Below are 14,711 nucleotides of genomic sequence, written 5' to 3'. Positions count from 1 at the left end.
GGAATAGATTAACGTCGACTCCGTCCGTACTGCAGAGTGTTAAGCAGTACGGCAAGCACGATGACCGCCCCGGTAAAGACGGTCTGCCAGTAAGCAGAAACGCCAATGATCACCAGGCCATCAGAGAGAAAACCGATAACGAACGCGCCCAGCAACGTACCGCGCACGTTGCCGCGCCCACCGGTCAGCGCCGCGCCGCCAATCACGACTGCGGCAATCGCCGTCAGTTCGTAGGTGGTGCCCGCAGTGGGGCCCGCGGAGGTCAGCTGGGATGAGAGCACCAGTCCCGCCATCGCCGCACAGATCCCGGAGAGCACATAGACGCTGATTTTGACGCGCTTCACCGGCACGCCGGAGAGCTCAGCCGCCCGCTCATTCCCGCCGGAGGCATACAGCCAGCGGCCAAAGGCGGTGCGGCTCAACAGATAGCCGCAAATCAGCGCGGTAACGCCCAGAATCAGCACCCCGACCGGGACATTGAAAATGCGGTTGAAGCCCAGCCAGTCAAAACCGGTATTGCCCAGGGCGTCGCTGCCGGAAAGCTTGTTGTAGGTCAGGCCGTTGGTCATCAGCAGCGCGATACCGCGCGCGACATACAGCGAGCCAAGCGTGGCCACAAAGGCAGGAACCCGGCACCAGGCAATCAGCACGCCGTTGACCAGCCCCACCAGCGCACCCACCGCCAGCGTCAGAATCGCCACCACCCAGACCGGCAGATAGAGCACCACGCCCAGCGCTTCCAGATTGATGCCCTGCATCATGTAGCCGGCGCACACCCCGGCAAGCCCGAGGGTTGAACCCACGGAAAGATCGATGCCGCCGTTAAGGATAACCAGCAGCATACCAATAGCCGGTAGGCCAAAGATCGCCACGTGCGAGGCCATCGTCAGGAAGTTCGCGCCGCTGAAGTAGTTCGGCGACATCAGTGAGAACACCGCGATAATCACCAGCAGGGCAAAGAACGCACGCCCCTCAAGCAGAATACGCGCCAGGCTCATGCTCTTAGTGGTGCCAGTACGACTTTTTACGGCCCGGGCTGGCACGGCCAGCTGCTGAGTTCTGTCAGTCATGGTTTTCGCTCCCATTTTCATCGTTATGCCACCAGGGACTCGCCGGAGGCCGCCATGATGCGTTCTTTGGATACAGAAGAGTCAAACACCGCCGAAATGCGGCCTTTGCTCATCACCACAATACGGTGCGCGATGCTCAGGCACTCCCCCACTTCCGAGGTGGAGTAGATCACCGCCAGCCCCTGCCGGGCGTTCTCTGCCAGCAGGCGGAATACTTCAGCCTTAGCGCCGATATCAATGCCGCGGCTCGGCTCATCCAGCAAAATCACCTTCGGATGCGTCGCAAGCATTTTGCCGATCACCACCTTTTGCTGATTGCCGCCGGAGAGCGAACCGATGGCCGCCTCGCCGCCCGCGGTTTTCACCGTCACGTTACGAATGCTCTCGGTAATCAGCGCCTTTTCCTTGCGGGTGGAAAGCGTCAGCCCGCGCACGAAGCGCCCGATGCTGGCGAGGGTCAGGTTTTCACCTACGGTCATGGTTTGCACCAGCCCGTCCCGCTGACGGTCTTCCGGCACCAGCGCCAGGCCGCTGGCAATACGCTCAGCAATGCTCAAACCCGAGACGTCGCTCTCTTCAATATGAATCTCCCCGGACGACTGGCGCAGCCGACCCGCCACACACTCCATTAGTTCAGTACGACCCGCGCCCATCAAACCGTAAATGCAGACGATCTCCCCGGCGCGGACGTCCAGCGACAGGTTATCCACCAGCCGGATACCGGCTTTCCCCTTCACCGTCAGCGATTTCACCGACAGCGCGGTATCACCAAAGTCGTAACCCGACGGCGGCGCGCCGAGGTCAAAGCTTTCCCCCACCATGTTGCGGACAATCCAGTCGAGGTCGATTTCATCGCGGCGGGCGTAGGCGGTCATCACGCCGTCGCGCAGCACCACCGCGCGGTCGGTAATTTCCAGCGCCTCTTCCAGATGGTGGGAGATGTAAACGATAGCTACCCCCTGGCTGGTCAGGTCGCGGATCACCTGGAACAACACCTCTACCTCTGCCGCACTCAGCGCAGAGGTCGGTTCATCCATGATCAGGATCTGCGAATTCACCGACAGCGCACGGGCGATCTCGACGATCTGCTGCTGCCCGAGGCGCAGGTTCTCCACCGGGGTCAGCGGATCGATATCCTCTTCCAGCGACTTCATCAGGTGGCGGGTTACTCGCGTCTCTTCGGCAAAATCGACACCGCTGGAGGTCATGATTTCACGGCCAATAAAGATGTTGTCGCGCACGTTCATGTTCGGCGCGAGGTTCAATTCCTGGTGGATTATCGAGATCCCCTGGTTGCGGGCATCGGTAGCGGAGTTGAACACCTTCACCTCGCCATTCAGCAGGATCTCGCCGCTGCTCGGGGTGATCACACCGGAAAGGATCTTCATCAGGGTCGATTTACCCGCCCCGTTTTCACCAAACAGCGTGGTGACTTCGCCACGGCGAATATCAAAGTTCACCCCCTTCAGCGCATGGGTTGAGCCATACACCTTGCTGACGTTTTTCGCCGACAGGATTATTTCTCCGCGGGTCAACGCTGAATGAAATTCACGCTGCTTCATTTGACCTCCAGGCTGACCGGGGTCACCAGCCAGTTATTAGGGGTGAGTAAGCGGAATACCCCCACGCCTTCGACAAGCTTGCCGGACAGGGCGGTACGGTCGAGCTTGTCGAGCAACGAGGCCTTCAGCGCCTGGTTAATCGCCGAACCCGCGTTCTGATACTCAATCTGGTTGGTGAAGTCACCGAACTGGATCTTGCCGGTCACGTCGCGCAGCTCGGTGCCGGTGAGGACCGGGCCGGTCTGCAGCCGCGCCTTCATCCCTTCCGGCAGACCTTCCACGTGAAGCGCAAAGATGCCCGATTTCCCCTCACCCACCGTGCCGGAGAAGCGAACCGGCAATACCGGCAGCGTGGTGCCGGTGGCGTACTTCTTCACCGCCTCCTGCTGGTTGACCTTCAGCGCGTTGGCAAGCTCAACAGCCTCCACCGCATGAGATTCGACGTAGCTTTTAATCCCTGGGAAGGTTTTCTCACCGTAGGTGCTGGCGGAGAACCCCTGCTCCTGTGCATCCTGCCCGGAACCGATTTTGACCACCTTGGTATCAATGGCCATGGCCGCCACCACTGCCGCTGCGGCCAGGCCACACAGCAGATAACGCCTCATACGGCGGCGGGAATGTAGGGTAGAGAGTGCGGAAACACCGGACATAATGTTGACCTCACAGACAGTTAGCACCGACGCTTTATTGCGTCTTGATGTTATAAATACGATAACTATATGTGATGAGAATTGTTCCTTTGTTGCACTAATGTCAATTTAGTCTTTGGGATTTTGTGTAGAACGCGATCTGGATCTAACATTTCTATACCATAACAATCACACCACAACCCCGCGCCAGAAAACCCCCTTCACGCCACCCATCCTGCGAACCAGGCGACAAAATCGTGATCGTCTTCGCTTTCCGGAATGAAATTTATTCCATTTAAAGAAAAATAATACAGCCACTATGTTAACTCTGTGATAGATGATGTATGACTGTATTTATCAAAACACTTACATCCAATTAACATTTCGGTGATGGGGTTATGAACACATTCACTCTTCTCACGCGAGGCCCACACCCGGCTAACGGAGGCACCCATGGATAACCGCGATATTATTCTCGGTCTGGACTCAGGCACTTCCGTGGTCAAAGCGGTGGCGTTCGATCTGGAAGGCCAGCAGCTCGGATGTGCATCGGCGCGCAACCGCTACTCTCGCAGCGAGGGCCACGGCGCGGCGCTGCAGTCAATGAGCCAGACCTGGCAGGATGCCGTTGCCGCTATTCGTAAGCTCGCCGAGCGCGTCGATAATCTTGCCGCCCGTGTGGTGGCGATTGCCGTCACCGCCCAGGGCGACGGCACCTGGCTGGTCGGGGCCGGGAACCGCCCGGTCTCTGATGCCTGGATCTGGCTCGACGCGCGCGCGGCTCGCACCGTCGAATCGCTCTCCCGCTCGCCCCTGTCGCGGATGCGCTTTGAAGCGACGGGTACCGGTCTGAACACCTGCCAGCAGAGCGCACAGATGGCGCACATGGATCGCTATCACCCGGAATTGCTCAACGGCAGCGAAGTTGCCCTGCACTGCAAAGACTGGCTGTACCTGAATCTGACCGGCGTGCGCGCGACCGACCCTTCGGAAGCCAGCTTTACCTTTGGCAACTTCCGCACCCGGCGCTATGACGACAACGTCATTGCCGCCCTGGGGCTGGAGCACCGCCGCCACCTGCTGCCTGACATCGTCGACGGCGTCGAAACCACGCATCCCCTCACCGCTGAAGCGGCCGCACTGACCGGGCTGAGAGCCGGCACCCCGGTCAGTCTGGGCTACGTCGACATGGTCATGACCGCGCTGGGTGCCGGTGTCCACACCGGCGAGGCCAATACCGCCTGTTCGGTGGTGGGCTCTACGGGTGTGCATCTGCGCGCCGTCCCTACGGAAAGCGTCTGGCTGAACGATGAGCAGACCGGGTACGTCATCCCCCTGCCGTGGCCAGGCTACGTCACCCAGGTGCAGACCAACATGGCCTCGACGCTCAACCTCGACTGGCTGCTGCATGTCGCCAGCGACCTGTTGAACAGCTTCGGCTGCGAGGTCGATCATGCCCGACTGGTGCAGCACATCGACCGCTGGCTCAGCGAGGCCAAACCCGGCGCGCTGCTCTATCACCCCTATATCTCCGAAGCGGGCGAACGCGGGCCGTTCGTCAACGCCGAAGCCCGCGCCAGCTTTGTTGGCCTGAGCTACCGTCATGGCTTTGGCGACATGGTGCGCGCCGTTATTGAAGGGATCGGCTTTGCCGCCCGCGACTGCTATCAGGCGATGGGTGGGGCGATGCCCGCCGAGCTTCGCCTCACCGGCGGAGCCATTCGTTCGCCACAGCTGCGGCAGATCCTCTCTGCCTGCGTCGGCGTACCGGTACGCAGCAACAGCCGCGAGGAGACCGGTGCCGCAGGGGCCGCAATGATGGCGGCCGTCGCCATTGGGGCTTATCCGTCAATGGCCCGCTGTGTGGAAACCTGGGTCAAGCCGTTACTGGATACGCCGGAAGCGCCGCCGCCTGAACTCGTCGCGCGCTACCAGCATCTCTTTGGCACTTACCAGCATCTTCGCAGCGAGCTACCTTCCGTGTGGCACACCTTACACCAGCCTGATGCAGGCCTTTAATTGGGTTAATGGAGTCTGTCATGAGCAAAAAAATCGTGGATCTGTTTATTATCGGCGGCGGCATTAATGGCGCGGGGATCGCTCGCGATGCGACCGGACGCGGTCTGTCGGTGATGATGTGTGAAAAAGACGACCTCGCCGAGGGGACCTCCTCCCGTTCCGGGAAGCTGGTACATGGCGGGTTACGCTATCTCGAGTATTACGAGTTTCGGCTGGTGCGCGAGGCGCTGATTGAGCGTGAAATCCTGCTCAACGCCGCGCCGCATATCATCTGGCCGATGCGCTTCGTGCTGCCGCATAACCCGAGCGATCGCCCGGCGTGGTTTATTCGCCTGGGGCTGTTCCTCTATGACCACCTTGGCGGGCGCAAAAAACTGCCTGGCACCCGTACGCTGGATCTGCTGCGTGATCCGGAAGGCGCGCCGATCCTCGATAGCTTCCATAAAGGCTTTGAGTACTCAGACTGCTGGGTTGACGATGCGCGCCTGGTCACCCTGAATGCCGTGGACGCCGCCGAGCGCGGCGCCACCATTCTGACCCGCACCCGCTGCGTGGCCGCCGAGCGTAAAGCCGGTGCCTGGGAAATTACCCTGCAAAATACGCAGACCGGCGAACAGCACCGGGTACGGGCAAAAGCGCTGGTGAATGCCTCCGGCCCGTGGGTGCTGGACATCATCAATGATGTGACCCGCTCCCACAGCAAACGCAGCGTGCGCCTGGTAAAAGGCTCACACCTGATCGTGCCAAAATTCTGGGAGGGTCAGCAGGCCTACCTGATGCAAAACCACGACAAGCGCGTGATTTTTATCAACCCGTACGAAGGCGATAAAGCGCTTATCGGCACCACGGATATTCCGTGGGAAGGCGATGCCGACTCCGTCGAGGCGGACAACCGCGAGCAACAATATCTGATTGATGCGGTTAACCGCTACTTCAAAGTGAAGCTGACCGCCGCTGACGTGATTACCCGTTTCTCCGGCGTTCGCCCACTGTTTGACGATGGCAAAGGCAACCCGTCGGCGGTCACGCGGGATTACGTGTTTGAGCTGGATGACCAGCAGCAACTTCCGCTGCTGCACGTCTTTGGCGGTAAAATCACCACCTTCCGTAAGCTTGCCGAACACGCGTTACAAAAACTCGGACCGTTCTTCCCGCAAATGGGCGCAGACTGGACGCGCAGCGCCCCGCTGCCTGGTGGTGAAATTCCCGGGGCCGACTTTGAGTCCTATCTGCAAACCCTGAAAGAGCAGTATGCCTGGCTGCCCACGCCGCTGCGCAAACACTACGCCCGGCTGTACGGCGCGCGTCTGCCCCAGGTGCTGGGGGGCGCGAAGCAGGTGGCCGATTTGGGTCGTCATTTTGGCGGCCTGCTGTATGAAGTCGAAGTGCGCTATCTGGTTGAAAAAGAGTGGGCCCAGCAGCCGGAAGACGTACTCTGGCGTCGCACCAAGCATCGCCTGCACCTGAGCGATGCCCAGCAACAGGCGTTCAGCGACTGGTTCACCGACACCTTCACCGTTCAGCCGTGCGCCCAGGCCAGCTAAGGAGACGACGATGGCACTCACCCTTTCGCTCAATACCAATCCGCTGGTGAATCGCTTTGCCGAACCTGAGGAGCTGATTCAGACCATCGCCCAGCGCATTCGCATCCGCGACGTGCAGCTGACGCATGAGTTTATCAATCCGGGCTGGCCGGCAGCGACCATCAACCAGATGACCCGACGAATGAAAAAAGCGCTGCAGGAGACCGGGGTGCGCGTCACCTCCGGGATGACCGGCCCGTACGGTCGCCTTAACCACTTTGGTCATCCGGACGCCAGCGTGCGCCGCTACTATATCGACTGGTTTAAAACCTTTGCCGATATCACCGCCGAACTGGGTGGTGATTCGGTGGGCTCGCAGTTCGCCATTTTTACCCTGCGAGATTATCAGGATCTCGCCCGCCGCGACGCGCTGATAGCTATCGCCATTGAGTGCTGGGCGGAGGTGGCCGAGCACGCGAAGTCAGCCGGGCTGAAGTATCTGTTCTGGGAGCCGATGAGCGTCGGGCGTGAGTTTGGCGAAACCATTCCCGCCTGTCTGGCGCTGCAAAAACGGCTTAGCGCGGAGCCGATGGCGCTGCCGATGTGGATGATGGCAGATATTGACCATGGCGATGTCACCTCCGCCGATCCGCGGGATTATGACCCCTACGCATGGGCCAAAGCGGTGCCCCGCTACTCGCCGATTATTCATATAAAACAGAGCATGGCGGACAAAGGCGGACATCGGCCATTTACATTACCGTATAATACCCACGGTCGGATCCAGCCGGAACCGCTGCTGAGCGCCTTCGCGCGCGGCGGTGCAGAGAACAATGAAATCTGTCTGGAGCTGAGCTTTAAAGAGCGCGAGCCGACCGACAGCCAGGCCGTTGCCGGTATCGCTGAGAGCGTCGCCTTCTGGGCACCGCATATCGACACCGGCGTGCAGGACCTGAACATTTAACGTTGCTGGCTCGGGCCAGATCACAGGAGTGAGATATGTCTTCATTAAAGGTCGCCTTTATTAAAGCCAACTGGCACAGCGATATCGTGTCGCAGGCGCTGGTCGGTTTTCAGCAGGAAATGGAGAGCCAGCACGTCAGCTGCGATGTGCAAAGCTTGGACGTGCCCGGTGCGTTTGAGATGCCCCTGCTGGCCCAGCGTCTGGCAAAAAGTGGCCGCTATGATGCCATCGTCTGCGCCGCGCTGGTGGTTGACGGCGGCATCTACCGCCATGATTTTGTTGCCCAGGCGGTGGTCAGCGGTCTGATGCAGGCCCAACTTGCCACTGAGGTACCGATGTACTCCATTTCGTTGACGCCGCACCACTTCCAGCCGACGGCAGAGCACATTGGTTTCTATACCGATCACTTCGTGAAAAAAGGCCAGGAGGCTGCCCGGGCGGTGGTGCAAATCCATAGCTTGCAGATGCCAAAAGATTAACGCATGAAAAAACCTCTCGTTCCCGACAGCGAGGAGTCGCTCGGCCTGCGTGCCGCCTGGCTCCACTACGTAGGCGGCCTGACCCAGGCCGCCGTCGCCAAACGTCTTGGCCTGCCCTCCGTGAAAACCCACCGCCTGATTGCCCGCGCCGTGGCGGAAGGGGCAGTAAAAGTCACCATCGATGGCGATATTGTTGCCTGCGTGGAGCTGGAGTCGCGCCTCTGCGCGCGCTTCGGCCTGAATTTTTGCCGCGTCACCCCGGACCTTGCCGAAGAGGGACTGCCGTTGCGCGCGCTGGGCCTCGCCGGAGCGGAGTACCTGCGCAACCTGTTGAGCAATAATCCGGATATCACCATCGGCATTGGCCACGGCCGCACGCTTTCCGCCGCCATCCATCAGCTTCCGCACCTTGACGCCTCCCATGCCCGCTTTGTTTCGCTGCTGGGCTGTCTGACACGCAACTACGCGCTGAATCCGCACGATGTCATGCACCGTATTGCCGAAAAAACCGGGGCGCAGGCCTATATGATGCCGGTGCCTTTCTTTGCCAATACCGTGGAAGACCGCGAAGTCCTGCTCTCCCAGCGCGGCGTAAGTGAAGTCTTCAGTATGGCAGCGGGCAGTACGGTAAAACTGGTAGGTATCGGCACCGTCGAACCGGCGGCGCAACTGGTGGAAGCCGGGCTGATTGCGGTGCAGGAGATTAACGACATATCCGCCGCAGGGGCGATAGGTGAGATGCTGGGTCACTTCTTTGACGCTCGTGGGCAGCGCATCACCAACAGCCTGACGGCGAGAACCCTGGCGGTAACCCTTGATGCGCGTCGTCGGGAAAATATCGTCGCGCTGGTGGGCGGTCAGAGTAAAGTGGCGGCAACGAAGGCGGTGCTGGCAAGCGGCCTGCTCAGCGGATTAATTACCGACGAGCAAACCGCGCGGCCCCTACTGGCTGAGGCTTAATACCGTACGAATGTTTCGGGCGCTGGTGGCGATAATATCAATCGCCCCGGTACGCAGTGCGCCCATAATCGCCATCGCCTTGGTGTTCTCCGAGGCAATCGCAATGACGCAGGGGATCTGCCGTAGCTCATCAATGTTCAGGCCAATCACCCGGTTATCCATCACCGTATTCACATGCTCACCGCGGGCGTTGAAGAAGTCATAGCCCGCAATGTCGCCAATCACGCCCTGATGCAGACCAGCATTACTGATCTCCTGCGGGGTAAACCAGCCCAGCTTCACCATGTAGCTATCTTCATTCATATCGCCAATACCCACCAGCGCAATATCCGCTTTCCGCGCCCGATCGAGGGTATCTTTGATGGTACCGTTTTGCAGCAGCAGATCTCTCAGCTGCGGGTTTTCCACGTAGGCTGGTGCGTATAACGACTCGCTGCTGCCACCAAACTTGCGAGCCAGCAAACGGCTAATATGGTCGGCGTTAATCACGTCCCCAGGTCGATGTGTACCGCCAATGCCGCAGATAAAACGGCAGTCACGCGGTGAGATCGCACCCGAGTTTTCGGCCACTGCCGCCACGTTGCGCCCCTGCCCAACCGCCAGCGTCACGTTATCTTTAAGCACGTTATTGAGATAGCTTGAGACCAGCGAGGCCACCTGACGACGCTGCTCACTCTCATCGGCATAGTCAAGGGCGATAAGCGCCCGGCTGACGGGAAAACGTTCGGTCAGTTGCTTTTCCAGTTGGGTGCTGAAGATAGGGTGGTAGCGCACGTTGATTTCAACGATCCCTTCCTCCTTCGCCCGCTTCAGTAGCCGCCCGACCTTGATGCGGGAAAAACCAAACTTATTCGCAATCTCCTCCTGCGTCACTTCATCACAATAGTAAGCAACCGCGATTTCGGTAAGTAACTCGTACTCCTGCGACACAGTGGGTTTATCCATGCGATATGATTCTCCAGAGCTATAGGTTAGTGTCGGTCAGTATATCAGAAACACATTTTTAACCGCGCACACGTGCTGTCAGCGCGAGCGCTTCATCCAGAATAGTGGCTACCGCCTGCGGCTGATGGGAAAAGCGACCAAGGAAAATACCGTCGGCGTCCGGCCACAGTCGAGTGAGCAGACCCGGCCCGGCGCTACCGCCGTAGATAACCCGGCACTGCTGGCCAAAGCGCTGATGCAGCGCATCGCGCAGCGTGCGGCAGACGTAGCGAATAAAGTTATCGCTAGCGGGCTCCGCCGCGCCGATGGCCCACTGCGGCTCCCAGGCAAAAATCAGCGACGCCAGCGGTAGCGGGCGGTGTGCAAGCAACGCCTGCGCCTGCTCCAGAGCAAAGGCAGCCGCTTCGCTGGCGCTCATCCGCTGCTCTTCGCCAATACAGATAACCGGCGTCAGCCCGTTGGCGAAAGCCATGTCAATTTTACGGTTAATCACCGCGACCGTTTCGCCAAAGTGACGACGGCGCTCGGCGTGGCCGATTTCCACGTACCGGCAGCCCATCTCCTGTAGCAGGCTGGCGCTGGTTTCCCCGGTCCAGGCACCGGCAGGCGCTTCGCAGACGTTCTGCGCACCGGTGGCCATGCGGGTATCGGCAAAGGCACACAGCGCAACAGGCAGGGTGGGCATCGCGGGGAAGGTAAACAGCTCAACCGGCGCACGGGCCAGAGCTGGCTGTCGGAGCATAGCTGCCACCGCCTCGCACCATTGCTGCGTTTGCTGATAGCCAAAGTAGGCCTTATGGCTAATACCGACAATCACATTTCCACTCATATTCCCCCCGAATGACCAGCCTGTTTACGACCGCTCTACGGCCATCAAATGAACACTACCAGTTCAATGGTACAAAACAAATGCAGCCCCGACGAAACTGTGAGCTCTCTCATAATTTCGGCAATAGTCATGCATCTTTCCCACTAGGTCCTTTTTTATTCGCCTTCACCAGGCTAATAATAAATGAACATAAGAACATTATGTGATCTTTAGTTCATCACCACAACGCTATGCACTCATCTGCGAGGAAAAACCATGTTAAAAGTTGCTATCGGAGCCGATGATGCGGCTACCACTCTGAAAAATCAGGTGAAAACCTATCTGCAGGAAAAAGGGATCGAGGTCGTGGACTTCAGCCACGACGTTGCCGGCAACGATCAAATGTACCCGGACATCGCCTTTAACCTCGCCTCGTCTATTCGCGAGGGGCAATTTGAACGCGGGATACTGCTGTGCGGCACCGGGATCGGGATGGCGATCGTCGCCAATAAAGTGCCGGGGATCCGCGCTGCCCAGTGTCATGATGTCTACTCCGCCTCCCGCGCCCGCAAGAGCAACAACGCGCAGATAATGACTCTCGGTGCCCGCGTTATCGGCAGCGAGCTGGCATTAACCATCGTCGACAGCTGGCTGGATGCAGAATTTGAAGCGGGCCGTTCGGCGTCAAAAGTTGAGCGTATCGCCTACTACGAAAACAAGGTTCACACCCACAACGCACAGTGATAAGGGTTTGCCGCGATGACTCTGTTAGAGAAACTTAAAGCAGTGACAACGGTGGTGGCGGATAGCGGTGACATGAACGCTATCCGCGAGCATCACCCTGAAGATGCCACCACCAATCCGTCGTTGATTTTGAAAGCAGCAGCGCAGCCGATCTACCAGCCACTGATCGAGCAGGCCGTCTCGCTGGCCCGCCAGCAGGGCGGCTCGCAGGAAACACAGTTGATCAATGCCAGCGATCATCTGGCAGTGAACATCGGCGTGGCACTGCTAAGTCAGGTTCCCGGCAAAGTCTCCACCGAGGTGGATGCCCGTCTCTCCTACGACCGGGGGCTGTGCGTGGCGAAAGCGCGCAAGCTTATTCGCCTGTACGAGCATCAGGGTGTTGACCGTTCCCGCGTGCTGATTAAGCTTGCCTCTACCTGGCAGGGCATCAAGGCGGCGGAAGAGCTGGAGCTCGAGGGGATCCACTGTAACCTGACGCTGCTCTTCTCCTTCGCACAGGCCCGTGCATGCGCCGAAGCGGGCGTGTGGCTGATTTCCCCGTTTGTCGGGCGTATTTACGACTGGTATCGCGACCGCAACCTACTGACCAGCGACGATCCCCAGCAAGACCCGGGAGTGGTCTCTGTCCGTCGGATCTATGACTATTACAAGCAGCATCGTTACCCGACGGTCATTATGGGGGCCAGCTTCCGTAAGGTGGAACAAGTGCTGGCGCTGGCAGGCTGCGACCGTTTAACCATTTCCCCGGTGCTGCTCGACGAGCTGGCAACGCGCGATGGCGAGCTGCCAACGATGCTGAAGCCGCCGGTGATTGCCCAGGAAGCCCCTTCACCGCTCTCGGAGTCGGAGTTTAACTGGCTACATAATCAGGATCCTATGGCGGTGGACAAGCTCGCAGAAGGTATTCGCCTGTTTGCCCAGGATCAGGAGAAGCTGGAGGGGCTGCTGAAGGCGGCGTTTGCCAGAGAGGCGGTTGGGCAGGTGTAACAGTTTTGTCGCCTCGCCCTTCTTCAGGCGTTGGGGAGATGACGGAAGCCCGCACGGCATGAGCCCTGCGGGCTTTTTTGTCTCCTTACTCTACTCAGCCGTTCCTGTCAGACATTCCCGCCGTTATCCCCTTTCAGCTTTTCGCGAACAGGCTAAACACGCCAAGCACTAAAGCACTGTAGAAAATCACCCGGTATACGTTGTCGGAGATTGAAACCCACTTGCGGACAATACCCAGCAGCACCACCACTAACGCCGCGGGATAGATGGCACAGAGGACCGGCACCGCGAACGCAATAAGGGAGTTTAATCCCAGCACGGATATCGCCGCCGAGGCGATAAGGGTACTGGCCACCAGCATGCCGTAGGATAAACCCGTCGCATGGCTAAAATAGCGCGCGGTACCTGTGGTTAGCCCAATCGATGTCACCAGACACGCCAGGGTAATAATTACCGCCAGCAGGTTCCGGCCATATGCGCCAAATACTGTCGCCACATAATGGCTGATGATCTCAAGCCCGTTTGTCGCTGCGGCCACAGGACTATGCGCCCCCATCGACAGATAGCTAATATAAATAAGTATTAATCCCGCTGCGGCAATCCCTGCTGCTGCCGCGGAATATTTCAATATCCCGCGTTGATCTTTAACACCACGCCGCTGGCAGGATGAGAGCAATGATCTGTGGACCACATACCAGCGTATTCAGGAGAACCTGATTAAGGGCGGGCTCAGTGGACGGAGTGCGAAAGGCGGACGAACGCATACCCGTGCCGTGCGCGGTATCGACGGTGATGTGAAGCTTAACCGGGCTCTATGGGTGATGGCGGAAGCGATGCTCTCCGGATTTGAGGCAAACGGATGTTAACTCCGGCTTTATGCGGACACCTCCTGTCCGTTCGCTGATTGATTTCCAGGCAGTTTTTCCTCAAAAAGACTATGAAGCCGCATTCTGATTGCATTCATCCTGCAGAAAAAATACCGCTTCCGCTGTCCGTATCCTGTCCGGCCCTCTCGTTACACTAATCACTTAATTTTCAGTCCATTAACAGGATGGGGAACGCCTCTCATGTCTCAGTCTGAGCGCCGCCATGAGCGCCTTGCGGTCCGCCTGTCGCTGATTATCAGCCGTCTTGTGGCGGGTGAAACGCTGGCCATACAGACACTGGCCGCCGAATTTGGCGTGTCAGTGCGCACATTGCGTCGGGATTTTCGCGAGCGTCTGGCCTATCTCGACCTGGAGTTCCGTAACGGGCAATGTCGTCTGCTATCCGGCAGCCGTCAGAGGGAGCTGACGGTGCAGACCTTCGTCCGTCAGTCCGGTGTGGAGGCGCTTTTTCCGGAGATAGACAACCAGCTGGTCAACTCACTATTGAGTGCCAGCGAATCTCCCTGCCTTATCTGGCACAGCACCAACGCCAGAACACAGGCACGGAGTGAAGTTTTTACGCGACTGATTCGCGCCATCACTGAACACCGTCGGGTTACGTTACTGGCAGAAGGTCATCGTTGCACAGGTCTGGCCCCCTATCGACTGGTGTGCAGCGATGGCTGCTGGTACCTGACCGGTGAACATGAAGGACATATATCGGTTTTCACGCTGGGTGATATTCATACGGTCACATTCAATCCTGCGCTTTTTGTCCCAGAGACACAGCTACGTAATCTGTTGTCACACCCCGATTTTCTTCGGGTTTTACCTCACTTTCAGACTTTCCATTCACTTCTCGTTGTCGGTGACAACGGTTTAGCATGCAACAAAACCAGCTAACTCGAAAAAAATGGCAGAGCATCACTGTAGATAAACGTTGGCGAAAATTACTTACACATGCAGTTACACGCAAAAAATCATGATGTAAACAAAGAGGGAGCCTTTACATAACTTATTGATTTAGATGGTGCCGATAATAGGAGTCGAACCTACGACCTTCGCATTACGAATGCGCTGCTCTACCAACTGAGCTATATCGGCCCTGAGAGGCCGGTTACGAACGTAACCACGGGGCAAAAGGTTAGATCT

At 58.3% G+C, this 14,711-nt stretch carries 14 protein-coding genes, 1 tRNA gene and 1 pseudogene; 9 read left to right on the top strand and 7 right to left on the bottom strand.

Annotation, left to right across the window (positions count from 1 at the left end):
• Window positions 1-8: 8 nt before the first annotated feature.
• From WM95_RS04845 to WM95_RS04835, 3 genes are read right to left on the bottom strand one after another with little or no spacing between them, the layout of a single operon-like run.
• Window positions 9-1,070 (bottom strand): ABC transporter permease, encoded by a 1,062-nt coding sequence (locus WM95_RS04845; protein ID WP_080400206.1) that lies wholly within the window; start codon window positions 1,068-1,070, stop codon window positions 9-11.
• A 23-nt stretch (window positions 1,071-1,093) separates the two neighbouring features.
• Window positions 1,094-2,632 carry a sugar ABC transporter ATP-binding protein gene (locus tag WM95_RS04840; protein WP_001581451.1) on the bottom strand — a complete coding sequence of 513 codons (1,539 nt, stop codon included), beginning with the start codon at window positions 2,630-2,632 and terminating at the stop codon, window positions 1,094-1,096.
• Window positions 2,629-3,282, bottom strand: coding sequence for a DUF2291 family protein (locus WM95_RS04835; protein ID WP_001581450.1), 654 nt, complete (start codon window positions 3,280-3,282; stop codon window positions 2,629-2,631). The genes WM95_RS04840 and WM95_RS04835 overlap by 4 nt, the downstream gene beginning before the upstream one ends.
• A gap of 432 nt (window positions 3,283-3,714) precedes the next feature.
• Here WM95_RS04835 and WM95_RS04830 point away from each other — a divergent pair, with 432 nt between their 5' ends.
• The 5 genes from WM95_RS04830 to WM95_RS04810 are packed head-to-tail and all read left to right on the top strand — an operon-like array spanning window position 3,715 to window position 9,206.
• Window positions 3,715-5,280: an FGGY-family carbohydrate kinase gene (locus WM95_RS04830; RefSeq protein WP_006809990.1), complete on the top strand. Its 1,566-nt coding sequence runs from the start codon at window positions 3,715-3,717 to the stop codon at window positions 5,278-5,280.
• Between the two features lie 20 nt (window positions 5,281-5,300).
• Window positions 5,301-6,824, top strand: a complete 1,524-nt coding sequence (locus tag WM95_RS04825; protein WP_001581448.1) for a glycerol-3-phosphate dehydrogenase — start codon at window positions 5,301-5,303, stop codon at window positions 6,822-6,824.
• A gap of 10 nt (window positions 6,825-6,834) precedes the next feature.
• A complete protein-coding gene (locus WM95_RS04820; protein ID WP_001581447.1) occupies window positions 6,835-7,767 on the top strand; it encodes a sugar phosphate isomerase/epimerase family protein in 933 nt (310 codons plus the stop codon).
• 35 nt (window positions 7,768-7,802) lie between these two features.
• Window positions 7,803-8,246 (top strand): 6,7-dimethyl-8-ribityllumazine synthase, encoded by a 444-nt coding sequence (locus tag WM95_RS04815; protein ID WP_001581446.1) that lies wholly within the window; start codon window positions 7,803-7,805, stop codon window positions 8,244-8,246.
• Between the two features lie 3 nt (window positions 8,247-8,249).
• Window positions 8,250-9,206 carry a sugar-binding transcriptional regulator gene (locus WM95_RS04810; RefSeq protein WP_001581444.1) on the top strand — a complete coding sequence of 319 codons (957 nt, stop codon included), beginning with the start codon at window positions 8,250-8,252 and terminating at the stop codon, window positions 9,204-9,206.
• On the opposite strand, the gene WM95_RS04805 is transcribed toward WM95_RS04810, so the two are convergent.
• Together WM95_RS04805 and WM95_RS04800 are read right to left on the bottom strand one after the other, a co-directional pair.
• Window positions 9,189-10,151 (bottom strand): sugar-binding transcriptional regulator, encoded by a 963-nt coding sequence (locus WM95_RS04805; protein WP_001581443.1) that lies wholly within the window; start codon window positions 10,149-10,151, stop codon window positions 9,189-9,191. The genes WM95_RS04810 and WM95_RS04805 overlap by 18 nt on opposite strands.
• A 58-nt stretch (window positions 10,152-10,209) precedes the next feature.
• The gene (locus WM95_RS04800) at window positions 10,210-10,980 is read right to left on the bottom strand and encodes a triose-phosphate isomerase family protein (RefSeq protein WP_001581442.1); all 771 of its coding nucleotides are present in this window, start codon (window positions 10,978-10,980) and stop codon (window positions 10,210-10,212) included.
• A gap of 255 nt (window positions 10,981-11,235) precedes the next feature.
• Between WM95_RS04800 and rpiB the strand changes: the two genes are divergently transcribed.
• Window positions 11,236-11,703, top strand: a complete 468-nt coding sequence (rpiB, locus tag WM95_RS04795; RefSeq protein ID WP_001581441.1) for a ribose 5-phosphate isomerase B — start codon at window positions 11,236-11,238, stop codon at window positions 11,701-11,703.
• Between the two features lie 15 nt (window positions 11,704-11,718).
• Window positions 11,719-12,693 carry a transaldolase gene (gene tal, locus WM95_RS04790; protein ID WP_001581440.1) on the top strand — a complete coding sequence of 325 codons (975 nt, stop codon included), beginning with the start codon at window positions 11,719-11,721 and terminating at the stop codon, window positions 12,691-12,693.
• A gap of 133 nt (window positions 12,694-12,826) precedes the next feature.
• Here tal and WM95_RS04785 read toward each other — a convergent pair whose 3' ends face one another.
• On the bottom strand, window positions 12,827-13,321 hold the full coding sequence (locus tag WM95_RS04785) for a branched-chain amino acid transport system II carrier protein (RefSeq protein WP_006809992.1): 495 nt from the start codon (window positions 13,319-13,321) through the stop codon (window positions 12,827-12,829).
• 16 nt (window positions 13,322-13,337) lie between these two features.
• On the opposite strand from WM95_RS04785, the pseudogene WM95_RS04780 reads away from it, so the two are divergent.
• Both WM95_RS04780 and WM95_RS04775 read left to right on the top strand, forming a co-directional pair.
• Window positions 13,338-13,559: pseudogene (locus WM95_RS04780) on the top strand (DUF932 domain-containing protein); the annotation flags it as partial.
• 201 nt (window positions 13,560-13,760) lie between these two features.
• A complete protein-coding gene (locus WM95_RS04775) occupies window positions 13,761-14,462 on the top strand; it encodes a WYL domain-containing protein (RefSeq protein ID WP_001581438.1) in 702 nt (233 codons plus the stop codon).
• Between the two features lie 125 nt (window positions 14,463-14,587).
• Here WM95_RS04775 and WM95_RS04770 read toward each other — a convergent pair.
• Window positions 14,588-14,663, bottom strand: a tRNA-Thr gene (locus WM95_RS04770).
• Window positions 14,664-14,711: the final 48 nt, after the last annotated feature.

The organism is Enterobacter cloacae complex sp. ECNIH7, from assembly GCF_002208095.1.
Lineage (GTDB): Bacteria > Pseudomonadota > Gammaproteobacteria > Enterobacterales > Enterobacteriaceae > Enterobacter > Enterobacter cloacae_M.
The sequence above is the reverse complement of the archived record's forward strand: the minus strand, read 5'-3'. Positions and strand labels throughout refer to the sequence as shown.